Source organism: Streptomyces sp. NPDC034099 (assembly GCF_055575415.1).
In genome coordinates this window covers 587,021-610,115 of record NZ_JBVISR010000005.1, presented here as the reverse complement: position 1 = coordinate 610,115, position 23,095 = coordinate 587,021, and the positions used below count along the sequence as shown (strand labels likewise).

Genomic DNA, 23,095 nt, shown 5'->3' with positions numbered 1-23,095 from the left:
GGATCGCCCACCCGATCCCGGCCCGACTACCCAAACGTCCCGGGCACGGCCTAGGGTTGCTGTGTGAACGAGCTCGATGTCGTAGGTGTCCGGGTCGAGATGCCCTCCAACCAGCCGATCGTGCTGCTGCGCGAGGTGGGCGGCGACCGTTACCTTCCCATCTGGATCGGACCGGGGGAGGCGACGGCGATCGCCTTCGCCCAGCAAGGCATGGCTCCCGCGCGGCCGCTGACCCACGACCTGTTCAAGGACGTGCTGGAAGCCGTCGGCCAGGAGCTCACGGAAGTGCGCATCACCGACCTGCGCGACGGGGTCTTCTACGCCGAGCTGGTCTTCGCGAGCGGGGTCGAGGTCAGTGCCAGGCCGTCCGACGCCATAGCGCTGGCCCTGCGCACCGGTACGCCGATCTACGGCAGTGACACGGTCCTCGACGACGCCGGTATCGCCATTCCGGACGAGCAGGAGGACGAGGTGGAGAAGTTCCGCGAGTTCCTCGACCAGATCTCGCCCGAGGACTTCGGGACCAGCAACCAGTGAGACGCGGCCCGTCCGCGCACATCCGGCTAGCCTTTCCCGCAACAGGGCACGGGAAACCACTCGTAGGGTGATTATCACTCGGCGTGCCGAGTGTGGCGATCGTTGACGCACCCTTGGTGACTGCCTACCTTCGAGGAGGCAGGTCAAGGACGGAGGTCGGCGTGAGAATCAGCGGCGACGGTACGGTTGGGGGTGGCCCCGGGCACAGCCTCGGGGCAGGCGGTCCGTACCCGCCCCCGGGTTCCCGGTTGCGCGCGAGCGCGGGCCACGCCCAGCACGGTGGCGCGGCCGATCCCGGTCCGCAGCGACCGGCAGCCGTGCCGACCAGCGGAGGGGCGACGTCCATGGCGTCCGAGCAGATCGGCTATCGCGGCCCGACGGCCTGCGCGGCCGCCGGCATCACCTACCGGCAACTCGACTACTGGGCCCGCACCGGCCTCGTCGAGCCCAGCGTGCGGCCCGCGCACGGGTCCGGAACGCAGCGCCTGTACAGCTTCCGCGACGTGGTCGTGCTGAAGATCGTCAAGCGCTTCCTCGACACCGGTGTGTCCCTGCAGAACATCCGCACCACCGTCCAGCACCTCAGGGAGCGCGGCTTCCGCGACCTGGAGCGCATGACGCTGATGAGCGACGGTGCCACCGTCTACGAGTGCACGTCTCCCGACGAGGTGCACGCCCTGCTCCAGGGCGGTCAGGGCGTCTTCGGGATCGCCGTCGGCGTGGTGTGGCGGGACGTGGAGAGCGCGCTGTCCCAGCTGCACGGGGAGCGGATCGACACGGGCGAGACCCTGGTCGGGCACAATCCGGCCGACGAGCTGGCCCGGCGGCGGAACAACCGGGCGGTCTGAACCGCACAGCGCCGGGGCGTCCTCCTGCCGGTGATGACGGGATTGTCAGTGGCGTAGGGCAGCATCGGAGATGTGAGAACCGCGCCCACGATCCTGCATCTCGACATGGATGCCTTCTTCGCCTCGGTGGAGCAGGCGTCCAAGCCGAGCCTGCGTGGGAAGGCCGTGGTGGTGGGCGGCCTCGGACCGCGCGGTGTGGTCGCCACCTGCTCGTACGAGGCGCGGGTGTTCGGCGTGCACTCCGCGATGCCGATGGGCCAGGCCCGCCGGCTCGCGCCGCACGCCGCCTACCTCGTTCCGCGCTTCGAGCTCTACCGGTCGATCAGCGAGCAGGTGATGCGGCTGCTGCGGGAGCTGTCGCCGCTGGTGGAGCCGCTGAGCCTGGACGAGGCCTTCGTGGACCTGGAGGCCGGAGGGACGGCCTGGGACGCGGAGTCGGCGCGCCTGGCCGGGGTGAAGCTGCGGACGGACATCCGCACCGTCACCGGCCTCACCGGGTCCGTGGGGCTCGCCGCCTCCAAGATGCTCGCCAAGATCGCCTCGGAGGAGGCCAAGCCCGACGGGCTGGTGCTCATCCCGCCGGGGACGGAGCGGGCCATGCTGGAGCCGATGACCGTGCGGACGCTGCCCGGGGTGGGACCGGCGACGGGAGACCACCTGCGGCGGGCCGGGATCACCACGGTCGGCGAGATCGCCGAGGCGGGCGAGGACGAGCTGGTGCGGCTGCTGGGCAAGGCGCACGGCCACGCCTTGTACGCCATGGCGCTGGCGCGGGACGAGCGGCCGGTGGTGGCCGAGCGGGAGACCAAGTCGGTGTCGGTCGAGGACACCTACGACGTGGACATCCACGACCGGGTGCGGGTCGGCGTCGAGGTGGCGCGGCTGGCGGACCGCTGCGTGCGGCGGCTGCGCGCCTCCGGTCTGTCCGGGCGCACCATCGTGCTCAAGGTCCGCAGATACGACTTCTCCACGCTGACCCGCTCCGAGACCCTGCGCGGGCCCACCGACGACCCCGCGGTGGTGCGCGAGGCGGCGGCCAGACTGCTGGACTCGGTGGACACCACGGGCGGTGTGCGGCTGCTCGGGGTGGGCGTCAGCGGGCTCGCCGACTACACGCAGGAGGACCTGTTCGCCCAGGCCGCGGGGGAGCGGGCCGAGGAACCGGCCGAGGAGCCGCAGACCGGGCCCGCCGCGGAGCACAGACCCTCGCCCACCGAGCGCCGGTGGCCGGCGGGGCACGACGTGCGGCACACGGAGCTGGGGCACGGCTGGGTGCAGGGCAGCGGTCTCGGACGGGTCACCGTGCGCTTCGAGACGCCGTACTCGGAGGTCGGGCGGGTGCGGACCTTCCCGGTGGACGACCCGGAGCTGATCCCCGCGGATCCGCTGCCGCTGGTCGCCGACGCGGAGGGCGGGGCGGGTCAGCCCTCGTCGGGGCCCTTGCCCTTGCCGGCCAGCTTGCCGAAGTCGTGGTCGGGCGGCGGGGGAGCGGCCGCCACGTCCAAGCCGTAGTGGTGGTAGAGCTGGAGTTCCTGCTCGGGCGAGAGGTGGCGGCCGACACCGAAGTCGGGGGCCTCCTTGATCAGCGCCCGGTCGAAGGGCACGCGCAGGGCGCCGTCGACCAGCTCGCTGGGTTCCAGGGGGACGAAGGCGTCCCTGCTGAAGAGACCGGTCCGTATCGCCGCCCACTCGGGGACGCCGGTGGCATCGTCGAGGTAGACCTCGTCCACGGTGCCGATCCTGGTGCCGTCGCGGTCGAACGCCTTGCGGCCGATCAGGTTCCGCGGATCGATGTCAGTACGCACGGGGGCCCTCCACTTGATCGCACCACTGGGCCGCACTGGGGTCGCACACACCAGCCGCCTAATCATCCGTAAGTACTACAAAAGAGCACAAGTGGCGGGTCGGCCACTCGAAGTCCGTGCGGCGGCCTCGCTGGTACGCTGGCAAACGGCTGCTGACCCCGCGCGGGAGAGTCCTCCGGACACCACCGGAGGCGCCGAAGGAGCAAATCCTCCCCGGAATCTCTCAGGCTCACGTACCGCACGGACGAGGTCACTCTGGAAAGCAGGGCGGGTGTCGACGGCTTCCGCTCTCACCGACGGTGAAAGCCGGGAGAGCCCCCAGGGCTCGCCCGGTGAAGCTCTCAGGTCGAGATGACAGAGGGGGAGGCCGTCCGGGCACCCGCGCCGTGGTGCCCCTCGAAGGTCGTCAGACCAGGAGGCCTCCGCAATGACCGCCCACCGCACTCCGCTCTCCGAACTCGAACAGGCCATGCCCTTCGAGCAGCGCCACATCGGCCCCGACCACGAGGCCAGGGCCAAGATGCTCGCGCAGGTCGGTTACGGTTCGCTCGACGAACTGACGGCCGCCGCGGTGCCGGATGTGATCAAGAACGCCGACCGGCTGGACCTGCCGGGCGCGCGCTCCGAGGCAGAGGTGCTGGCCGAGCTGCGCTCCCTGGCCGACCGCAACCAGGTCCTCGACTCCATGATCGGCCTCGGCTACTACGGCACCTTCACCCCGCCGGTCATCCTGCGCAACGTCATGGAGAACCCGGCCTGGTACACGGCGTACACGCCGTATCAGCCGGAGATCTCCCAGGGCCGCCTCGAAGCCCTGCTGAACTTCCAGACGATGGTCGCCGAGCTGACCGGCCTGCCCACCTCCGGCGCCTCGCTGCTCGACGAGGGCACCGCGGCCGCCGAGGCGATGGCCCTCTCCCGGCGCATGGGCAAGAACAAGAAGGGCCTGTTCCTGGTCGACGCGGACGCGCTGCCGCAGACCGTCGCCGTGATACGGACCCGTGCCGAGCCGACCGGCGTCGAGGTCGTCGTCGCCGACCTGAGCGAGGGCATCCCCGCCGAGATCGCCGAGCGGGAGATCAACGGCGTCCTGATCCAGTACCCGGGCGCCTCCGGGGCCGTCCGCGACATCAAGCCGGTGATCGACCGGGCGCACGAGCTGGGCGCGCTCGTCACCGTCGCCGCCGACCTGCTCGCCCTCACGCTGCTCACCTCGCCCGGCGAGCTGGGCGCGGACATCGCCGTGGGCACCACCCAGCGCTTCGGCGTCCCGATGGGCTTCGGCGGACCGCACGCCGGGTACATGGCCGTGCACGAGAAGTTCGCCCGCAGCCTCCCCGGACGCCTGGTCGGCGTCTCCGTGGACGCCGACGGCAACAAGGCCTACCGCCTGGCCCTGCAGACCCGCGAGCAGCACATCCGCCGCGAGAAGGCCACCAGTAACATCTGCACCGCTCAGGTGCTGCTCGCCGTCATGGCCGGCATGTACGCCGTCTACCACGGCCCCGAGGGCCTGCGGGCCATCGCCCGGCGCACCCACCGGTACGCCACGATCACCGCGGCCGGTCTCGCCGCCGAGGGCGTCGAGATCGTGCACGGCGCCTACTTCGACACGGTCACCGCGCGGGTGCCCGGCCGGGCCGACGCGATCGTCCACGCCGCCCGCGAGAACGGCATCAACCTGCGGCTCGTCGACGCCGACCACGTGTCGTTCGCCTGCGACGAGACCACCACGCGTGCCCAGGTGGGCGGCGTGTGGAACGCGTTCGGCGTCGAGGGCGACGTCGAGGCGTTGGACGCGGAGGCCGGGGACACGCTGCCCGAGGCGCTGCTGCGCACCGACGACTTCCTGACCCACCCCGTCTTCCACCAGCACCGCTCCGAGACCGCGATGCTGCGCTACCTGCGCCGCCTCGCCGACCGGGACTACGCGCTGGACCGCGGCATGATCCCGCTGGGCTCCTGCACCATGAAGCTCAACGCGACCACCGAGATGGAGCCGGTCACCTGGTCCGAGTTCGGCGCGCTGCACCCCTTCGCGCCCGCCGAGCAGGCGCAGGGTTACCTGACCCTCATCCGCGAGCTGGAGGAGCGGCTCGCCGAGGTCACCGGCTACGACAAGGTCTCGCTGCAGCCCAACGCCGGGTCGCAGGGCGAGTTCGCCGGTCTGCTCGCCGTCCGCGGCTACCACCGGGCCAACGGCGACGAGCAGCGCACCGTCTGCCTCATCCCGTCCTCCGCGCACGGCACCAACGCCGCGAGCGCCGTGATGGCCGGCATGAAGGTCGTCGTCGTCAAGACCGCCGGGGACGGCGAGATCGACGTCGAGGACCTGCGCGCCAAGATCGAGAAGCACCGCGACGAGCTGGCCGTGCTGATGATCACGTACCCCTCCACGCACGGCGTGTTCGAGGAGCACGTCGCCGACATCTGCGCGCAGGTGCACGACGCGGGCGGCCAGGTCTACGTGGACGGCGCCAACCTGAACGCCCTGGTCGGACTCGCCAAGCCCGGCCACTTCGGCGGCGACGTCTCCCACCTGAACCTGCACAAGACCTTCTGCATCCCGCACGGCGGCGGCGGTCCCGGCGTCGGCCCCGTGGCCGTACGGTCGCACCTGGCGCCGTACCTGCCCAACCACCCGCTGCAGCCCGCGGCCGGTCCGCAGACCGGGGTCGGACCGATCTCGGCGGCGCCGTGGGGCTCGGCCGGGATCCTGCCGATCTCCTGGTCGTACGTCCGGCTGATGGGCGGCGAGGGCCTCAAGCGGGCCACGCAGGTGGCCGTGCTGTCCGCCAACTACATCGCCAAGCGCCTGGAGCCGCACTTCCCCGTGCTGTACACGGGCCCGGGCGGGCTGGTCGCGCACGAGTGCATCATCGACCTGCGCCCGCTGACCAAGGCGACCGGCGTGAGCGTCGACGACGTCGCCAAGCGGCTGATCGACTACGGCTTCCACGCGCCGACGATGTCCTTCCCGGTGGCCGGCACGCTGATGATCGAGCCGACCGAGTCCGAGGACCTGGCCGAACTGGACCGGTTCTGCGAGGCGATGATCGCCATCCGCGCGGAGATCGAGAAGGTCGGCTCCGGAGTCTGGTCCGCCGACGACAATCCGCTGCGCGGCGCCCCGCACACCGCGGGCGCGCTGGGCGGCGAGTGGGACCACGCGTACACGCGCGAGGAGGCCGTCTTCCCGGCCGGTGTGTCCGCCGCCGACAAGTACTGGCCGCCGGTGCGCCGCATCGACCAGGCCTACGGCGACCGGAACCTGGTCTGCTCCTGCCCGCCGCTGGACGCCTACGAGGACTGAGTCCCGCCGCGGAAGTGAGAGAGGCTCCGTCCGGGCTCCCAGGCCCGGACGGAGCCTCTCCGCGTCTCATGCCGTGGCGAGCGACACCTCCGTCGCCTTGACCAGCGCGACGACGGGAACGCCGACGGACAGCTCCAGCTCGTCGGCGGCCTGCCTGGTGATGGCGGCGGTCAGCTCGATCCCCTCGACGGCGACCGACACGGAGGCCATCGCGGCGCCGGTGGTGAGGGCGGTGACCGTGCCCGGCAGCCGGTTGCGGATGGACAGGCCGTCGACGCGCCCGGTGGCCAGCGCCACCTCCGTGGACTTCACCAGGGCCCGCACGGCGGTGCCGGGGGCGAGCGCGAGGTCCTCGGCGGACTCCCGGGTGATCGCCGCGGTGAGGTCCTGGCCGCCGGAGAGACGGACGCCGACCGTCGCCATGGCCTCGCCCGGGGTGACGGCGGTGACGGTGCCGGGGAGCTGGTTGCGGATGCTCAGGCTCATGGGGGCACCGTAGCCCGGCGCGGCCGTCATGCCGGGTATGCGTGGGTCTGCGTCGCCTTGACCGTCGCCCACACCGGTGCGCCCGGGTGGAGGCCCAGCTCGGCCGCGGCGACCGTGGTGAGGTCGGCGGCGAGCGCGAGTTCGCCGGTGAGGTCCACGCGGATCTGGTCCCCGTGACTCTCCAGTCCCGCGACCTCGCAGCGCCACAGGTTGCGGGCGCTGGAGCCGGTGGGGCGTGCGTCGTACAGGGTCACGGCGCTCGGCGGGAACGCGACGAAGACCGGGCCCGCGAGGTCCTCGGTGGTGGTCAGGCCGGGGCCCGCGTCGAGGCGCACGGTGTGGCCGTCGGCCCGTCCCCGGTACAGGTTCAGGCCGACCAGCTGCGCGATGTAGTCCGTGCGGGGCCGACGGGCGATGTCGGCGGGCCCGCCCTCCTGGACGACCGCGCCGTCCTCGACCACGACCAGCCGGTCGGCCAGCACCATGGCGTCCAGCGGGTCGTGCGTGACCAGTACGGCGACCGCCTCGAACTCGGCGAGATGGCGGCGGAGCTGGGCCCGCACCTCCAGCCGGGTCCGGGCGTCCAGGGCCGCGAGGGGCTCGTCCAGGAGCAGCAGCCGCGGGTGGGTGGCCAGCGCGCGGGCCAGGGCGACGCGCTGGGCCTGGCCCCCGGAGAGGCGGCGCGGTCTGGCACTCGCGTGGTCGGCCAGGCCCATCCGGTCCAGCCACGCGGCGGCCCTCGTCCGGGCCTCCGCCTTGCTCGCGCCTCGGCAGCGCGGTCCGAAGGCGACGTTGTCGAGGGCGGTCAGGTGCGGGAAGAGCAGGTAGTCCTGGAAGACGACGCCGACCGGACGGGACTCCGGCGGCGTACGGTCCAGCTCCGCGCCGTCCAGGCGCAGATGACCGCCGGTGAGCGGGACCAGCCCGGCGAGCGCGCGCAGGGCGGTGGTCTTGCCCGCGCCGTTGGGTCCGAGGAGGGCCACGACCTCGCCGGGCGCGGCGGTGAGCGCGACGTCCAGGCGGAAGGCGCCGCGGTCCACGACGAGCCGGGCGTCCAGGCCCTCCTCGGGCGGGTGGACCTCGGGCGAGTCCATGGCGGCCTTCCGTTCACCGGTGCCGGTCACGACGCACTCATCCAGCGGTCCCGCAGACCGGCCAGGACGGCGATGGAGACGGCCAGCAGGACCAGGCTGAGGGCGATCGCCGCAGCGGGATCGTTCTGCAGGGCGAGGTAGACGGCCAGCGGCATGGTCTGCGTCCGGCCCGGGAAGTTGCCCGCGAACGTGATCGTCGCCCCGAACTCGCCCAGGGCCCGCGCCCAGGCCAGCACGGCGCCCGCCGCGATGCCCGGCGCGATCAGCGGGAGCGTCACCCGGCGGAACGCGGTGAAGCGGGAGGCGCCCAGGGTGGTGGCGGCCTCCTCGTAGCGCGGGTCGGCGGCGCGCAGGGTGCCCTCCACGCTGATGACCAGGAACGGCATCGCCACGAACGTCTCCGCGAGGACGACGCCCGTCGTCGTGAACGGCAGGGTGATCCCGAACCAGGCGTCCAGCCACTGCCCGATGACGCCGTTGCGTCCGAACGCCAGCAGGAGCGCGACGCCACCCACCACCGGCGGCAGCACGAGCGGCAGCGTCACCAGCGCGCGGACGAACCCCCGGCCGGGGAAGTCGGTACGGGCCAGCAGCCAGGCCAGGGGCACGCCCACGAGCAGGCTCAGCGCGGTCGCGGACGTCGCGCACAGCAGCGACAGCCGCAGCGCCTGCCACACCTCGGGGCTGGACAGCTGCTCCGGCAGGCCGCTCCACGGGGCGCGCACCACCAGGGCGAGCAGGGGCAGCAGCAGGAACGCCAGGCCGATCAGGGCGGGCACCAGCAGGGGGACCGGCACCGTGCGCCCCCGACGGCGGGGTCGGCGCGGCCCACCGGCCACGAGGCCGGTGCCGGGGGGTGCGGGCGTCGTTCCGGCGGACTTGGTCATGGCGTGCGGAACCCGGCCCCGGTGAGCACCCGCTGTCCCTCGGCGGATTTCACCAGCTCGATGAACGCCTTGGCCGCGTCGGCGTTGGGGGCGTCCTTGAGGAGGGTGATCGGGTAGTCGTTGACCGCCTTCGCCGACTCCGGGAAGTCGACGCCCGTCACCTTGCCGCCGGCCGCCTTCACGTCGGTCTTGTAGACGACGGCGGCGTCCGCCTCCTTCAGCTCGACCTTGGTGAGGGCGGCCTTGACGTCCTGTTCGTAGGAGACCGGGGCCAGTTCGAGACCGGCGGCGTCCAGCGCCTGCCGGGCCGCGGCGCCGCACGGCACGGTCTTGTCGCACAGCACGACCTTGAGACCGGACTCGGTGAGGTCATCGAGGGAGGAGATGTGCTGGGGGTTGCCGGGCAGCGTGGCGATCTCCAGCTGGTTGCGCACGAAGGTGGCGGGGGTGCCGGCCGCCGCCCCGGCGTCGGTGACGGTGGCCATCGTCTTCGGGCTGGCGGAGGCGAACACGTCCGCCGGAGCGCCGCCGGTGATGCTGGCGGCGAGGGTGTCACTGCCGGCGAAGTTGAAGGTGACCCCGGTGCCCGGGTGCCGCTTCTCGAAGGTCTCGCCGAGCGTCGTGAAGCTCTCCTTGAGCGAGGCCGCGGCGAAGACGGTGACCTGGCCGGAGAGCTTCGCGGAGGAGGACGACGGGGCACCGGCGGAGTCCGAGTCCGAGCCCGTGTCCGACGACGAGCAGGCGCTCAGGGCCAGCAGCGCCGAGACCCCCGCGCCCGCCACCCGCGCGGTACGGCGGATGTGGTGGGTCCTGCGCACGGAACGAGTCATCACGGGCCACTCCCTCGGCGTTCTGGGCAGGGGCCGACGGCTCGGCGGCCGAGTGAACGGTGCCCCCCATTGCGCCGATCATACTTCCGCATCTGCTAGGGCCATGTCTCCTGTCGCATCGCATGAGCGAGCCATGGGTGACGAAAGGTTGGCATGTGCGTTCGCACGGTCGACGAGGTGTCGTCGCGCGTCCGCCGACCGGGCGCTCATGTCCTGTCGATATGGACATTCGTCGACTTCACCCGCGCGGTGGCCTCCACGCCCACCTCCAGACCGAGTTCCTCCACCGCCTCCCTGGTCAGCAGGGAGACGAGCCGGTGCGGACCGGCCTGGATCTCGACCTGGGCCGCGACGTCCCCGAGCTTGATCGCGGTCACGATCCCGGGAAACGCGTTGCGGACCGAGGTGTACGGGGTCTCCTCGTCGGTGCCGCCGGAGCGGGCGAGTTCGACCGAGAACGCGGCCAGGTCGCGCCCGTCGACGACGCGGCGTCCGCCCTCGTCGCGACGGGTGGAGATCCGGCCCGCGTCGGCCCAGCGGCGCGCGGTGTCCGGGCTGACGCCGAGCAGCCGCGCCGCCTGGCCGATCGTGTAGGACTGCATGCCGGTCACCCTAGGCCGAGCGGGAGCGCTCAGAGGGAAGCGGGTGGTGGTGCCGTGCTGGAGCGCAGGACCAGGTCCGTGTCCAGTTCGACCCGTGGCGGGTCCGGCCGCTCGTCGCGGGTCCGGCCGAGCACCGTGCGCGCGGCCGCCCTGCCCATGTCGGCGAGCGGCTGGCGCACGGTCGTCAGGGGCGGCGCCGACCAGCGGACCTCCGGAAGGTCGTCGAAGCCGACGACGCTCATGTCCTGCGGCACCCTCAGTCCCCGCCTGCGCAGCGCCTCGATCGCACCGAGCGCCATCTGGTCGCTGGCCGCGAAGACGGCCGTCGGCGGCTCGGGCAGGCCCAGCAGGGCCTCGCAGGCCGCGAAGCCGGACTCGTGGCGGAAGTCGCCGGGGACGATCAGGGACTCGTCCACGGCGATGCCCGCGCCCTCCAGGGCGGCGCGGTAGCCGTCGTGGCGGGCTCGCGAGCACAGCAGCCGCGGCGGTCCGGCGATCAGGCCGACCCTGCGGTGTCCCAGCGCCAGCAGGTGCTCGGTGGCCGCCAGGCCGCCCGACCGGTTGGCGACGCCGACGGTGGGCACGTCCAGGGCGGGGGAGCCCGCCGGGTCGACGACGACCAGCGGTACGCCGAGGATCCGCAGCTCCTGGTGGAGCACGGGATCCAGGGCCGAGGTGACGAGGACGACGCCGTCGGAGGCCCGTGCCCGCAGATTGCGCATCCACTGACGGGCGTCGCCCGAGCGTCCGTGGACCGCGGAGACCACGGTGCCGGCCCCGGCGGCGTGGGCCACCTCCTCGACCCCACGGATGATCTCCACGGCCCAGGGGCTGTCCAGGTCGTTGAAGACCAGGTCGATCAGGGCGGCGCGGCGGCCGGGTGCCGTGGCGCGCTTGCGGTACCCGTGCCGGCGCAGCAGCTCCTCCACCCGCGCCCTGGTCCCGGGCGACACGTCCGAGCGGCCGTTCACGACGCGGGACACGGTCGGCACCGAGACGCCCGCGCGGCGGGCGATGTCCGTGATCGTGACCCTGCCCCGGCGGCCGGAAGCCGTCACGGCTCTGACCTCGTCTGCTGCCACTTCCCCACCTCCGCCGACACCGACCGCGAAACCTCCAGGAGTCTTCCGGAGACCGGGCGCCCGGGGGAAGGCGTTCCGGACCAGGAAACCGGGCCAGTCGTCGGGGCGGAGCGGGCACGTCACGCGCGGTGACCGGTCCCGGACGCGTGTGAGGGCCGGTGCGCAGCCGTGGCTGCGGGCCGGCCCCGTGCTGCACCGGGCGCGGTGTCCGGCACCGCCCGGCGGGTGGTCAGGCGGCGGTCGTCAGGCCCGCGCCGACGGGGCGGTGCGGGGCGATGGCCTGACCGTCCGGCAGTAGCTCACCGGTGTCCTCGAAGAGGACGACACCGTTGCACAGCAAGCTCCACCCCTGCTCCGGGTGGTGCGCCACGAGACGGGCGGACTCCCGGTCGGCGGAGACGGCTGAGGGGCACGGTGGCTGGTGCTGACACATGAGTGGGGTCTCTCGGTCTGTGGTGATGGATGAGTGCGTCGTCTGGTCTGTCCCGCGGCGTGAAGCCTCGTTCATGGCCGCCCCCCGTTGTATGAGTCGTTCCGAACCCAGTGTTGCCCCACGGGCGTCGATCCGCAGGTATTTCGCAGCACCGCTTCTCACAGGTTGATGACGCGTCACCCGCGCGGACGGTTCAGCCCAACTGCACTGTCACTTCGGATGGTTCGGCATGGCCGAATGGGGCTAGTCCGCGCGGGTGGGCGGGGGAGCGGTGCGGCGGGACGGATCAGGCGGGAGAACCCAGCAGCCGCGTCGGCGTCACCCGGTGCGTGAGGACCGGCAGCAGTTCGGCGACCCGGTGCGGCCGGTGCGCCGCGATGCCGGGCGGGGCCGGCGCCAGCGGCACCAGCAGGTCGGTGGCCGCGGGGTGCCCGGCGGAGGCGTCCGCGGTGCAGTCGCCGTGCAGCCACAGCGTGAGCATGTACAGCTCGGGAACCGACAGCAGACGCGGCTGGTAGGGCTGGGCCATCGACTCGGCCTGCCGCAGCGCGCGCTCGGTCGAGGCGACGTAGGGGCCCTCGAAGAAGTGCGAGAACGCCCAGCCGTCAGGGGTCAGCATCGTTTCCGCCGCCGCCACCGCCCGGTCGCCGCACCGGATGTGGAACCGCCATCCGGCCAGTCGCGTCGCCGCCACGCCCTGCGCCGTGACCCGGTCGAGCACGTGGACGGGAAGCGGCAGTTCGGGTGTGGCGGGTCCCTGGGCGCCGAGCAGCGCGGGGGTCCGGGCCTCGCGGACCGCGGTGGGCGAGGAGAGGGCGGTGAGGACGGAGCGCAGGGCGGGCGCGGGGGCCGGGGGGACACGCAGGGGCATGATGGGTCGCCTCTCATTCGAAGGCACGATGGCGCGAGGGCGGAGCAGGGCGGACGACGCTGTCGGCTCACAGGGCTGGGGAAGGCAGGGGCCGGGTCCGGGAACCGAGATGCGGGAGAGGCCTGCCGCGCGTCGGCGCGACGGCAGGATCCTTCGACCGTGGGCGCCGATCCGCTGCCTTGTCCGCGGAGTTTATACGACATGTGTTCAGACTGTGTTTCGGCTAGCCGATTCCGGCAACCAGTACAAGGTTGAATTCGGCCGCCGAGATGCGGTAATCCTCCGCATTTCGGGCCAGGTGTACGGCGATGACCTCGGGGAATGTTCACCGAGCGGTCGGCCAATTGTCGTCGGCGTTTTTCACGAGTTGTCGGCCCGGGAAACTGCTCGACGTGCCATGCCCGGTGAATGTGCCACCGGTCACATCGGCACAGCGTAGCGGCTGCCGGGTCGGCGCGGGGACGTTATCGATCGCTTCGGCGGGGCATCATCCCACCTGACCGGCCACCGGACGGCGGCGGCCGGATCTTCCACTCATCGCTCCGAGAAGGGACTCTTCCATGGGGGAGAAGGTCGTGGCAGGTCAGTACGACCTGTCCGATCGCCAGCGCTACCGCGAGAAGCTCCAGCGGTGCCTGACGGGCCTGGAGCGACTTCTGGCGGAGAAGCGGTTCGACCGTCCGAAGAACCTGATGGGGCTGGAGATCGAATTGAATCTCGTCGGTGCCGACGGGATGCCGAAAATGTTGAATGCGCAAGTCCTCGAACGCATCGCGAGCCGGGACTTCCAGACGGAGCTCGCCATGTTCAACCTGGAAGTCAACATCGCGCCCCACCGCCTGGGCGGCCGGGTATTCGACCGGCTCGCCGAGGAGATCCGCACCTCCTTGGCATATGCGGACCGCAAGGCGGGCGAGGTGGACGCGGGAATCGCGATGATCGGCATTCTGCCGACGCTGGACCGGGACGACCTGGTCTCGTCCAATCTCTCCGCCGTCGACCGCTACGCCCTGCTCAACGAACAGATCGTGGCCGCCCGCGGAGAGGACTTCACCCTCGACATCGAGGGCGTCGAGCGCCTGACCTGCACCTCCAAGTCGATCGCCCCGGAGGCCGCCTGCACCTCGGTGCAACTCCACCTCCAGGTCACCCCGGACCGCTTCGCCGACGTGTGGAACGCGGCCCAGGCCGTCACCGCCGCCCAGATCGCCCTCGGGGCCAACGCGCCCTTCCTCTTCGGCCGCGAGCTGTGGCGCGAGTCCCGGCCCCCGCTGTTCCAGCAGTCCACCGACACCCGCCCGCCCGAACTGCAGGCCCAGGGCGTCCGGCCACGCACCTGGTTCGGCGAGCGCTGGGTGACCTCGGCGTACGACCTCTTCGAGGAGAACCGGCGCTACTTCCCGGCACTGCTGCCGATCTGCGACGACGAGGACCCGCTGGAGGTCCTGGACGCGGGCGGTGTGCCCTCGCTGTCCGAACTCGTCCTGCACAACGGCACCGTCTACCGCTGGAACCGCCCCGTCTACGACATCGCCGACGGCGTCCCGCACCTGCGCGTCGAGAACCGGGTCCTGCCCGCCGGCCCCACCGTCACCGACGTCATCGCCAACGCGGCCTTCTACTACGGCGTCGTCCGCGCGCTCGCCGAGGAGCCCCGGCCGGTGTGGACCCGGCTGCCGTTCGAGGCCGCCGCCGCCAACTTCGAGGCCGCGTGCCGGCATGGCATCGACGCCCGCTTCGAGTGGCCCCGGCGCGGCCGCCTCGGCGGCACCACCGAGGTCGACGCCGCCGTCCTCGTACGCGACGAGCTGCTGCCGCTCGCCGAGGCCGGCCTCGACGCGTGGGGGGTGGAGCCCGCCGACCGGGACTTCTACCTCGGTGTGATCGAGGAGCGGTGCCGACGCCGGGTCAACGGCGCGTCCTGGCAGGCGGCCACGTTCCACCGGGCGCTGGAGGCGGGTCTGTCCCGGGAGGCCGCGCTGGCCGCCACGACCCGCCGGTACGTCGAGCTGATGCGCGAGGGCGACCCGGTGCACCTGTGGCCGGTGGGTCTGCCGGAACCCGCGCCGCTGGGCTGATCGCCGCCCGGCCCGCCCCCGCCGCGCGCCGCCCCATACTGATCGGGCAAGCTGTGACGTCCCAGCTGGAGGCAGGTGTGCATGGCGGAGGCGGGCCCGGTGGACGACGCGTTCCCTCAGAAGCGACTCGGCGAACAGCCCTCGACCGAGGAGCGGCTCTCACGGCGGATCCTGCGTGACGAGACGCTGCTCGTCCTCGCGCTGTCGCTCGGTGCGAGCGGCGTGTCCGCACTCATCAGCTTCATCGGCTCGGTCACCCGGCCGGGCGGGCTCAAGGACCAGGCGGCCACCCTCAACGCCTCCGCCGCACCCGGCCGCCCCTGGCTCGACCTGGCCTGGCAGCTCTTCGGGATCACCACGGCACTCGTCCCGGTCGCCCTCGTCGCGCACTTCCTGCTGCGCGAGGGCCGCAGCCTGCGCGCCCTCGGCTTCGACCGCACCCGTCCCTGGCCGGACCTGGGCCGCGGGGCCGCCGTCGCCGCCGTCATCGGCAGCACCGGCATCGCCTTCTACCTCGCCGCCCGCGGCCTCGGCTTCAACCTCACCGTGGTGCCCGAGGCCCTGCCCGACGTGTGGTGGAAGTACCCCGTCCTCGTCCTCTCGGCGGTGCAGAACTCCGTCCTGGAGGAGGTCATCGTCGTCGGCTACCTGCTGCGCCGGCTGGACCAGCTCGGCTGGAGCACGGGCGCGTCGCTGGCGGCCAGCTCGGTGCTGCGCGGCTCGTACCACCTCTACCAGGGCATCGGCGGGTTCATCGGCAACATGGTGATGGGCGTCGTGTTCGTCTACCTCTACCGCCGCTGGGGGCGCGTGGGCCCGCTGGTGGTGGCGCACTCGCTGCTCGACATCGGGGCGTTCGTCGGCTACGGGCTGCTCGCGGGGAAGGTGGACTGGCTGCCGACGGCGTGACCGTGGGGCCCCGCGCCTCCGTGCGGATCGGGGCCTCGGGCGGGGTTCAGGCCAGCAGCTCGCCGTCGACCACCGTCACCGCGTGCCCGCTCAGCAGCGTGCGCCCGCCACGCACCTCCGTGCGCACCAGGCCGGAGCGGGCCGACGCCTGGAGGCCGGTGAGGCCGGGGCGGCCGAGGCGCTCGGACCAGAAGGGCGCCAGGGCCGTGTGCGCGCTGCCGGTGACGGGGTCCTCGTCGATGCCGACGTTGGGGAAGAAGCAGCGGGAGACGTAGTCGTAGCCGCGGGCCGGGTCCTCGGCGCGGGCGGTGGCGATGACGCCGCGCTCGGAGTGGGCGGCCAGTGCCTCGAGGTCCGGCGTCAGGCCGCGGACGGTCCCCTCGTCGGCGACCTCGACCAGCAGGTCCCCGATGTTCGGACCGGTGTCCAGGACGGTACGGGGCTCGGCGCCCAGGGCCGCGGCGACGCCCGCCGGGGTCTCGACGGGGGTGAGCGGCGCGGTCGGGAAGTCCAGGGTGATCGAGCCGTCCTCGTGCGGCGTCGCCACCAGCACGCCGCTGCGGGTGGCGAACCGCACCGGTCCCTCGTGGGCGCCGGTGGTGTGCAGGACGTGGGCCGTGGCGAGCGTGGCGTGGCCGCACATCGCGACCTCGGTGGCCGGCGTGAACCAGCGCAGCGCCCAGTCGGCCTCGCCGCCCGCGGGCAGGCGGTGGGCGAACGCCGTCTCGGGGTGGTTGACCTCCAGGGCGACCCGTTGGAGCCGGTCGTCGTCCGGGAAGGCGTCGAGGAGCAGGACCCCGGCGGGGTTGCCGGCGAAGGGCCGGTCGGTGAAGGCGTCGACGATTCGGATGCGCATGCCCCGACGCTAGAGCCTGCCGGGTGCCGCGGACCAAGGCCAATTCCGGAGTGCTGGACCGCTTTTCGCGGGATCGGCAGCCCTCGTCGCGGGCGCGCCGGGTCTTCGCGGGTGCGGCGAGAGCCGGGTCAGGTCAGCGGCGGATCGGGCCGAGGGAGGTCGTGGTGGCGACGGCGGCGGTGCGTGAGTCGACGCCGAGCTGGGCGCGGACGCGGGCCGGACGGGACTCGACGGTGCCCTCGGTGAGGTGAAGCCGTTGGCCCACGGCCTGGTCGGACAGGCCGTCGGCCACCAGCGCCGACCGCACCCACCTCACGGCCGCACACCGTAGGGCTTCCAAGGTGCTTGCCGTGCGATACGTTCCGATATATCGTTGAGGCATCGCGACTGATCAACGACTGGATGGAGTGATGGCGATGCGCAACCACGGATACGAGCGTGGACACGGTGGACACGGCCCCGGGCACGGAGAAGGTGCCCCCTTCGGGCCCTTCGGCCGGGGTGGCTTCGAGGGAGGACGCGCGGCGTTCGGGCCCTTCGGGCCGGGCGGTCCCGGCGGGCCCTTCGGGCCGGGCTTCGGTCACGGGGGTCCCTGGGGCGGCCGAGGGCGCGGCGGGCCCAGGGGGAGGGCGCGGCGGGGCGACGTGCGGGCGTCGATCCTGGCCCTCCTGAAGGACCGGCCGATGCACGGCTACGAGATGATCCAGGAGATCGCCGAGCGCAGCGGCGGGGCGTGGAAGCCCAGCCCCGGTTCGGTGTACCCCACCCTCCAGCTGCTGGAGGACGAGGGGCTGATCGCCAGTGAGAGCGAAGGCGGCAAGAAGCTCTTCGCGCTCACCGAGGCGGGCCGCACCGCGGCCGAGGAAGGCCCGGAGGCGCCCTGGGAGGAGGCCTCGCGGGGCGTCGACTGGGAGGCTCTCAACGACATCCGGCAGGCCGGGTTCGGCCTGATGGAGGCCTTCGGCCAGGTCTGGAAGACCGGCAGCAAGGAGCAGCGGGAGAAGGCGCTCGCCGTCATCGGCGACGCCCGCAAGAAGCTGTACCTGATCCTCGCCGACGAGGACTGACGGCGACCGGCACGAAGGGGCCCGCGGAGAGGATCCGCGGGCCCCTTCGTGCGCGGGGGAGTGCTCGCGCGGACGGTCAGTCGACCCGCCGTATCACCGCCGCGTCGAAGACGTCCCACGCGCGCGGGAAGGCGCTCTCGTCGTGGCAGTGCCAGGCGTCCCAGAACAGGTCGGCGGGCAGCGCCTCCGCGGGGGCGTCCACCCGGTACACGTACTGCCTGCCGTCGACGGCGGGCAGTGCCACGAGCCAGCACCTGCTCCTCATGCCCTGTTCGACCCGCGAGGCGGCCCTTCGGTTGCCCCGGGGGCGTGGCAAGGCGGCGCGCGCCCGGCCTGCCGGAACGGCCTGATCTCATCCCCAAGGAGGAGATTCCGTCCGGGCGGGTCCACTCTGTGTGGGACGACGAAATGCTTCCCTTCGGGGATGACCGGGCCGCGCGGGACTGATGAGCTGGGAGATGTGCAACCCCGTATCCCCCGGCAGTCGGCCGGCGAGCAAGGCGGCCGGTGGCCGGACGGCACCGACCTCGAGGAGAGTTTCAGCGCGGAACTGGCCTCGGCGGTCTCCGGTGCCCGCCGCCGGGCGGTGCGGGACGGGGACCGGCAGATCGACACGGCCCATCTGCTGCACTCGCTGCTGGAGTCCGACGCGCAGGCCCGTGAGCTGCTCGGGGACGGACCGCGGATCGCCCGCGTCCTCGGCTACCTCGTGCAGCGCAGCATCGGTTACGGCCTGCGCTGGCAGAGCTCCGTCGAGGACTCCGGCGCCGTACCCGTCGTGACCGGCGCCGCCGGGTTCTCCCCGCCGGCCGCGGCGGCCCTGGAGGACGCCTGCGCCCGCGCGGCCCGGCGCGGGGCCGACCGGGCCGGTGGCGTGGACCTGCTCGCCGCCCTGGTCGCGGACCCGCTGACGCGGGCCGCCGAGGTGCTGGCCCGTGCCGCCGTCGAACCGCACACCGTGCTCGCCCGCGTGGAGAGCCACTTCGCGCCGGCCCCTGAGCATCCCTGAGCACGCCTCCCGTCGCTCCCGCCACGGGCGCCACCCGGCCGTCCAGTCGGTGAGACAGGTGTCATTGGGAGTGACGGTCATGTCGACCCCTGTCATCATGTGCCGGTGCATACGTCTGACAGCGCCCGCGGCAACCGCGGCAAGGGCACCGGGCTCGGCCTGGCACTGGCCTCCGCGGTCGCCTTCGGAGGCTCCGGAGTCGCGGCCAAACCGCTGATCGAGGCCGGACTCGACCCCCTCCACGTGGTCTGGCTGCGGGTGGCCGGCGCGGCCCTGGTGATGCTGCCGCTCGCCGTGCGCCACCGCGCGCTGCCGCGCCGCCGCCCCGCGCTGGTCGCCGGGTACGGGCTGCTCGCCGTGGCCGGTGTGCAGGCCTGCTACTTCGCCGCCATCTCCCGCATCCCGGTGGGCGTCGCGCTGCTCGTCGAGTACCTGGCGCCCGCCCTGGTCCTCGGCTGGGTGCGGTTCGTGCAGCGGCGGCCGGTGACGCGGGCCGCCGCGCTCGGAGTGGTCCTGGCGGTCGGCGGCCTCGCCTGCGTGGTCGAGGTCTGGTCGGGTCTCGGCTTCGACGCCCTCGGACTGCTGCTCGCCCTCGGCGCCGCCTGCTGCCAGGTCGGCTACTTCGTCCTGTCCGACCAGGGCAGCGACGCCGGCGAGGAGGCGCCCGACCCGCTCGGCGTCATCGCCTACGGGCTGCTCGTCGGCGCCGCCGTGCTCACCCTCGTCGCCCGGCCCTGGTCGATGGACTGGTCCGTCCTCGCCGGCTCCGCCCCCATGGACGGCACACCCGTCGCCGCCGCCCTGCTGCTGGCCTGGATCGTGCTCATCGCCACGGTGCTCGCCTACGTCACCGGCATCGTCGCCGTACGCCGGCTGTCGCCGCAGGTCGCCGGAGTGGTCGCCTGCCTCGAAGCGGTCATCGCGACCGTCCTGGCCTGGGTGCTGCTCGGCGAGCACCTCTCCGCACCGCAGATCATCGGCGGCGTCGTCGTGCTGGCCGGCGCCTTCATCGCCCAGTCCTCGACCCCGGCGAAGGGCTCCGCCGACCCGGTGGCCGGTGGCGGGCCCGAAAGGGAGTTGTCGAGCCGGGGAACGGCGACCTAGGGTGCGGACCATGCATTCCGACGCACTCGTCCTCCCGCCTCCGGCCGCCTGAGGCGGGCCCCTGTGACGAGCCCGGCGCGCTGTCGCCGGGCCGGACGGTGCTGCCCGCAGACGAAAGTCCCCGCGCCCCGGTCGTCCCGGGCCGCCCCGAACTTCCGCGCCTCGCGCGCGTCTGCGGAGAGAAACTCGTGTCGAATGCCGTCTCCGGCCTGCCCGTCGGGCGTGGCCTCCTCTATCTGATCGTCGCCGGTGTGGCCTGGGGCACCGCCGGTGCCGCCGCCTCGCTGGTCTACCGCGCCAGCGACATGGGCCCCGTCGCCCTGTCGTTCTGGCGCTGCGCTGCGGGGCTCCTCCTGCTGCTCGCCGTCCGTCCGCTGCGCCCGCGGGTGCGCCCGGCCGTCCGCGCGCCGTTCGCCCGCAGGGCGCAGCGCGCCCTCGTCACCGGTATCGGGCTCGCGGTGTTCCAGACCGCCTACTTCGCCGCCGTGCAGTCCACCGGGCTCGCCGTGGCCACGGTCGTCACCCTCGGCGCGGGACCCGTGCTGATCGCCCTCGGCGCGCGCCTCGCCCTCGGTGAGCACCTGGGGGCGGGTGGCGCCGCGGCGGTCGTCGGCGCGCTCGCCGGGCTCGTGGTGCTCGTCCTCGGCGGCGGGGGTACGACCGTCCGCCTGCCGGGGCTGCTCCTCGCGCTGCTGTCCGCCGCCGGGTACTCGGTGATGACGCTGCTCACCCGCTGGTGGGGCCGGGACGGCGGGGCGGACGCGGCCGGTACGTCCGTGGGGGCGTTCGCGGTCACGAGTCTGTGCCTGCTGCCGCTCGCGCTCGTCGAGGGCCTGGTGCCGCACACCGCCGAACCGGTCCGGCTGCTGTGGCTCCTCGCGTACGTCGCCGCCGTCCCGACCGCCCTCGCCTACGGGCTCTACTTCGCCGGCGCGGCCGTCGTCCGGTCCGCGACCGTCTCCGTGATCATGCTCCTGGAGCCGGTCAGCGCCGCGGCGTTCGCCGTCCTGCTGCTCGGCGAGCACCTCACGGCGGCGACCCTGGCCGGCACGCTGCTGATGCTCGGCTCGGTCGCGGGGCTCGCGGTGGCGGAGGCACGGGCGGTGCGGGAGATGCGGGCGCGCCCTGCGCCCGCGTGACGGCGGGGGCCCTCCCGAGGGGTCCCGCGCCTCCCGAGCCTCCCGCGCGGGCCGGTGTCACCCGGCCGACAGGTAGTCGGGCAGCGCCGTGCCGGGGGCCAGGTCCGGGTCGGCGACCGGAGCCCCGTACCCCTTGCGCAACGGGACGAGACCGGCCCAGTGCGGGAGGGCGAGGTCCTCCGGCTCGTCGTTCACCCCGCCGGTGCGGAGCTTGGCGGAGACCTCGTCCAGGTCGAGGCGGATCACGGCGGTGGCGGCCAGTTCCTTCTTGCTGGCCGGCCGCGAGTCGCGGGAACGGCCCGGGACCACGTGGTCGACCAGGGCGTCCAGGGCCGTGCGCCGCTCCTCGGGATCCGTCACCTCGTACGCCGTGCCGTGCACCACCACCGACCGGTAGTTGATCGAGTGGTGGAAGGCCGAGCGGGCCAGCACCAGCGCGTCCACGTGCGTCACCGTCAGGCAGACCGGCAGCCCCGGGTCGGCCGCGCCCGTCATCCGCAGGGGGCGCGAGCCCGTCGAGCCGTGCACGTAGAGCCGCTCGCCCACCCGGCCGTACAGCGTCGGCAGGACCACCGGGGCGCCGTCGCGCACGAAGCCGAGGTGGCAGACGTAGCCCTCGTCGAGTATCGAGTGCACCAGCTCCTTGTCGTACGCGGCCCGGTCGGGGGAGCGGGTGGGGACGGTGCGGTCGGTGGGCGGATAGGTGTCGGTGGGCTGCGACGGCGTCCCCGTGGTCCCCTGCATGGCGCTCTCCATTGCACTAGTGCATAATCGACTTTGTGCTAGGAGAGTATCGGATCACAGGGCGGGGCGCAGCGGAGATTTCCGCGAGCGTCGAGCGGGCGGTGGGTTCGGGAGAGCTGCGACCGGGGCAACCCCTGCCGCCGATGCGGGAGTTGGCGCAGCGGCTCGGGGTCAATCCGAACACCGTCGCCGCCGCTTACCGCACCCTGCGTGAACGCGGGGTCATCGAGACGGCCGGGCGGCGGGGCAGCCGGGTGCGCGCGAAGCCGGCCACCACCGGGCGGGAGTTCATCCGCGTCGACGTGCCCCCGGGCGTGCGCGACCTGTCCGACGGCAATCCCGACCCGGCGCTGCTGCCCGCGCTCGGCCCGGTCTTCGCCGCGGCGGCCGGACAGGGCGACCGCGAACCGGTGCTGTACGGGCACGCGCCCGTGGACCCGGAGCTGGCCCGGGTCGCGCGGGCCGAACTGGACGCCGACGGTGTGCCGGACGGGCCCGTGGAGGTGACGTCCGGCTCGCTGGACGCGATGGAGCGGGTCCTCGCGGCCCATCTCAAGCCGGGTGACGCCGTCGCCGTCGAGGACCCCGGCTGGGGCAGCCTCCTGGACCTGGTGCCCGCGCTGGGGCTGCGCACGGTCCCCGTCGGAGTCGACGACCAGGGACCGCTGCCCGAGGACGTACGCCGGGTCCTCGCGGCCGGCGCCCGCGCCCTGGTGGTCACGGACCGCGCGCAGAACCCGACGGGCGCCGCGGTGGGCCCGGCCCGCGCGCGTGCCCTGCGGTCCGTGCTGCGCGACCACCCCGGGACCCTCCTCATCGAGGACGACCACGGCCACGGCATCGTCGACCTCCCCCTGCACCCGCTCGCCGGTACGACCCGCGGCTGGGCCTTCGTCCGCTCCGCCGCCAAGGCCTGCGGCCCCGACCTGCGGCTCGCCGTGCTCACCGGGGACCCCCTCACGCTCGACCGGGTGCGGGGGCGGCAGCGGCTCGGCCCCGGCTGGGTCAGCCGCATCACCCAGCGGGCCGTGGCCCGGCTGTGGGCCGACGGCGCGGTGGACGCCCGCGCGGTGGCGGGGGTGTACGGGCGGCGCAGGGACGCGCTCCTCGGTGCCCTGGCCGAACACGGGGTCACCGGACACGGGCGCAGCGGCATGAACGTGTGGATCCCGGTGCCGGACGAGACCGGCGCCGTCGCCCGGCTCCTGCACGCCGGCTGGGCCGTGGCCCCCGGCGCGCGCTTCCGCCTGGGCGCGCCGCCCGGCATCCGGATCACCGTCTCGACGCTGGGGGAAGAGGACACCGGACCACTGGCGGCGGCGGTCGCGGCGGCGGTGGGGCCGGGGGCAGGGCCGCCACGCAGCCACGTCTGAGCGGGCTCCACCAGGACGTGGCCCCGAG

General features: G+C 73.3%; 23 protein-coding genes, 1 pseudogene and 1 riboswitch. Of the genes and pseudogenes, 11 read left to right on the top strand and 13 right to left on the bottom strand.

What is annotated here, in order from left to right; all coding sequences use genetic code 11:
* Nucleotides 1-63: 63 nt before the first annotated feature.
* The 3 genes from ACZ56V_RS18700 (at nt 64) to ACZ56V_RS18690 (ending at nt 2,897) form a co-directional block, all read left to right on the top strand.
* Complete coding sequence (locus tag ACZ56V_RS18700; RefSeq protein ID WP_030189411.1) at nt 64-537, top strand: bifunctional nuclease family protein; 474 nt, start codon at nt 64-66, stop codon at nt 535-537.
* A 161-nt stretch (nt 538-698) separates the two neighbouring features.
* Nucleotides 699-1,385 carry a MerR family transcriptional regulator gene (locus ACZ56V_RS18695; protein WP_356372043.1) on the top strand — a complete coding sequence of 229 codons (687 nt, stop codon included), beginning with the start codon at nt 699-701 and terminating at the stop codon, nt 1,383-1,385.
* A gap of 72 nt (nt 1,386-1,457) precedes the next feature.
* Nucleotides 1,458-2,897 (top strand): DNA polymerase IV, encoded by a 1,440-nt coding sequence (locus ACZ56V_RS18690; protein ID WP_468943468.1) that lies wholly within the window; start codon nt 1,458-1,460, stop codon nt 2,895-2,897.
* Here ACZ56V_RS18690 and ACZ56V_RS18685 read toward each other — a convergent pair.
* Nucleotides 2,807-3,190: a PRC-barrel domain-containing protein gene (locus ACZ56V_RS18685; RefSeq protein WP_174855013.1), complete on the bottom strand. Its 384-nt coding sequence runs from the start codon at nt 3,188-3,190 to the stop codon at nt 2,807-2,809. The genes ACZ56V_RS18690 and ACZ56V_RS18685 overlap by 91 nt on opposite strands.
* Nucleotides 3,191-3,343: 153 nt before the next feature.
* Nucleotides 3,344-3,439, top strand: a riboswitch (glycine riboswitch).
* Nucleotides 3,440-3,617: 178 nt separating this feature from the next.
* Between ACZ56V_RS18685 and gcvP the strand changes: the two genes are divergently transcribed.
* Nucleotides 3,618-6,503, top strand: coding sequence for an aminomethyl-transferring glycine dehydrogenase (gcvP, locus tag ACZ56V_RS18680; RefSeq protein ID WP_468943464.1), 2,886 nt, complete (start codon nt 3,618-3,620; stop codon nt 6,501-6,503).
* 66 nt (nt 6,504-6,569) lie between these two features.
* On the opposite strand, the gene ACZ56V_RS18675 is transcribed toward gcvP, so the two are convergent.
* The 8 genes from ACZ56V_RS18675 to ACZ56V_RS18640 form a co-directional block, all read right to left on the bottom strand.
* Complete coding sequence (locus ACZ56V_RS18675) at nt 6,570-6,989, bottom strand: TOBE domain-containing protein (protein ID WP_356372040.1); 420 nt, start codon at nt 6,987-6,989, stop codon at nt 6,570-6,572.
* Nucleotides 6,990-7,015: 26 nt separating this feature from the next.
* Nucleotides 7,016-8,083 carry an ABC transporter ATP-binding protein gene (locus ACZ56V_RS18670; protein WP_398912148.1) on the bottom strand — a complete coding sequence of 356 codons (1,068 nt, stop codon included), beginning with the start codon at nt 8,081-8,083 and terminating at the stop codon, nt 7,016-7,018.
* Nucleotides 8,084-8,109: 26 nt separating this feature from the next.
* Nucleotides 8,110-8,970 carry a molybdate ABC transporter permease subunit gene (gene modB / locus ACZ56V_RS18665; protein ID WP_398912126.1) on the bottom strand — a complete coding sequence of 287 codons (861 nt, stop codon included), beginning with the start codon at nt 8,968-8,970 and terminating at the stop codon, nt 8,110-8,112.
* Nucleotides 8,967-9,800 carry a molybdate ABC transporter substrate-binding protein gene (gene modA / locus ACZ56V_RS18660; protein WP_398912147.1) on the bottom strand — a complete coding sequence of 278 codons (834 nt, stop codon included), beginning with the start codon at nt 9,798-9,800 and terminating at the stop codon, nt 8,967-8,969. The genes modB and modA overlap by 4 nt, the downstream gene beginning before the upstream one ends.
* A gap of 206 nt (nt 9,801-10,006) precedes the next feature.
* Nucleotides 10,007-10,402 carry a molybdopterin-binding protein gene (locus ACZ56V_RS18655; RefSeq protein ID WP_398912125.1) on the bottom strand — a complete coding sequence of 132 codons (396 nt, stop codon included), beginning with the start codon at nt 10,400-10,402 and terminating at the stop codon, nt 10,007-10,009.
* A 29-nt stretch (nt 10,403-10,431) separates the two neighbouring features.
* Complete coding sequence (locus ACZ56V_RS18650) at nt 10,432-11,484, bottom strand: LacI family DNA-binding transcriptional regulator (protein WP_468943460.1); 1,053 nt, start codon at nt 11,482-11,484, stop codon at nt 10,432-10,434.
* Nucleotides 11,485-11,713: 229 nt separating this feature from the next.
* Nucleotides 11,714-11,917, bottom strand: coding sequence for a DUF5999 family protein (locus tag ACZ56V_RS18645; RefSeq protein WP_030189388.1), 204 nt, complete (start codon nt 11,915-11,917; stop codon nt 11,714-11,716).
* Nucleotides 11,918-12,203: 286 nt separating this feature from the next.
* A complete protein-coding gene (locus ACZ56V_RS18640) occupies nt 12,204-12,788 on the bottom strand; it encodes a hypothetical protein (protein WP_398912123.1) in 585 nt (194 codons plus the stop codon).
* Nucleotides 12,789-13,348: 560 nt separating this feature from the next.
* On the opposite strand from ACZ56V_RS18640, the gene ACZ56V_RS18635 reads away from it, so the two are divergent.
* Together ACZ56V_RS18635 and ACZ56V_RS18630 are read left to right on the top strand one after the other, a co-directional pair.
* Nucleotides 13,349-14,866, top strand: coding sequence for a glutamate-cysteine ligase family protein (locus tag ACZ56V_RS18635; RefSeq protein WP_104635147.1), 1,518 nt, complete (start codon nt 13,349-13,351; stop codon nt 14,864-14,866).
* An 81-nt stretch (nt 14,867-14,947) separates the two neighbouring features.
* Entirely contained in the window at nt 14,948-15,775 is an 828-nt protein-coding gene (locus tag ACZ56V_RS18630) for a CPBP family intramembrane glutamic endopeptidase (protein ID WP_467384774.1), read from the top strand.
* Nucleotides 15,776-15,821: 46 nt separating this feature from the next.
* Here ACZ56V_RS18630 and ACZ56V_RS18625 read toward each other — a convergent pair whose 3' ends face one another.
* Both ACZ56V_RS18625 and ACZ56V_RS18620 read right to left on the bottom strand, forming a co-directional pair.
* Nucleotides 15,822-16,631 carry a PhzF family phenazine biosynthesis protein gene (locus tag ACZ56V_RS18625; protein WP_467384773.1) on the bottom strand — a complete coding sequence of 270 codons (810 nt, stop codon included), beginning with the start codon at nt 16,629-16,631 and terminating at the stop codon, nt 15,822-15,824.
* Between the two features lie 133 nt (nt 16,632-16,764).
* Nucleotides 16,765-16,929 (bottom strand): annotated as a pseudogene (locus ACZ56V_RS18620) (LuxR C-terminal-related transcriptional regulator); the annotation flags it as partial.
* Nucleotides 16,930-17,047: 118 nt separating this feature from the next.
* Between ACZ56V_RS18620 and ACZ56V_RS18615 the strand changes: the two are divergent.
* Nucleotides 17,048-17,698, top strand: coding sequence for a PadR family transcriptional regulator (locus ACZ56V_RS18615; RefSeq protein WP_467384772.1), 651 nt, complete (start codon nt 17,048-17,050; stop codon nt 17,696-17,698).
* Nucleotides 17,699-17,774: 76 nt separating this feature from the next.
* Here the strand turns inward: ACZ56V_RS18615 and ACZ56V_RS18610 are convergent, their stop codons facing one another.
* Nucleotides 17,775-17,942, bottom strand: a complete 168-nt coding sequence (locus tag ACZ56V_RS18610; RefSeq protein ID WP_189744339.1) for a hypothetical protein — start codon at nt 17,940-17,942, stop codon at nt 17,775-17,777.
* A gap of 216 nt (nt 17,943-18,158) precedes the next feature.
* Between ACZ56V_RS18610 and ACZ56V_RS18605 the strand changes: the two genes are divergently transcribed.
* From ACZ56V_RS18605 to ACZ56V_RS18595, 3 genes are all read left to right on the top strand, one after another.
* Nucleotides 18,159-18,707, top strand: a complete 549-nt coding sequence (locus ACZ56V_RS18605; RefSeq protein WP_398912118.1) for a Clp protease N-terminal domain-containing protein — start codon at nt 18,159-18,161, stop codon at nt 18,705-18,707.
* A gap of 99 nt (nt 18,708-18,806) precedes the next feature.
* Nucleotides 18,807-19,811, top strand: a complete 1,005-nt coding sequence (locus ACZ56V_RS18600) for an EamA family transporter (protein ID WP_398912117.1) — start codon at nt 18,807-18,809, stop codon at nt 19,809-19,811.
* Nucleotides 19,812-19,999: 188 nt separating this feature from the next.
* Nucleotides 20,000-20,950, top strand: a complete 951-nt coding sequence (locus tag ACZ56V_RS18595; protein WP_468943451.1) for a DMT family transporter — start codon at nt 20,000-20,002, stop codon at nt 20,948-20,950.
* Nucleotides 20,951-21,007: 57 nt separating this feature from the next.
* Here ACZ56V_RS18595 and ACZ56V_RS18590 read toward each other — a convergent pair whose 3' ends face one another.
* Nucleotides 21,008-21,694 (bottom strand): pyridoxamine 5'-phosphate oxidase family protein, encoded by a 687-nt coding sequence (locus ACZ56V_RS18590; protein WP_356369007.1) that lies wholly within the window; start codon nt 21,692-21,694, stop codon nt 21,008-21,010.
* A 35-nt stretch (nt 21,695-21,729) separates the two neighbouring features.
* On the opposite strand from ACZ56V_RS18590, the gene ACZ56V_RS18585 reads away from it, so the two are divergent.
* Nucleotides 21,730-23,067 (top strand): aminotransferase class I/II-fold pyridoxal phosphate-dependent enzyme, encoded by a 1,338-nt coding sequence (locus ACZ56V_RS18585; RefSeq protein WP_398912115.1) that lies wholly within the window; start codon nt 21,730-21,732, stop codon nt 23,065-23,067.
* The last annotated feature ends 28 nt before the right edge of the window (nt 23,068-23,095 follow it).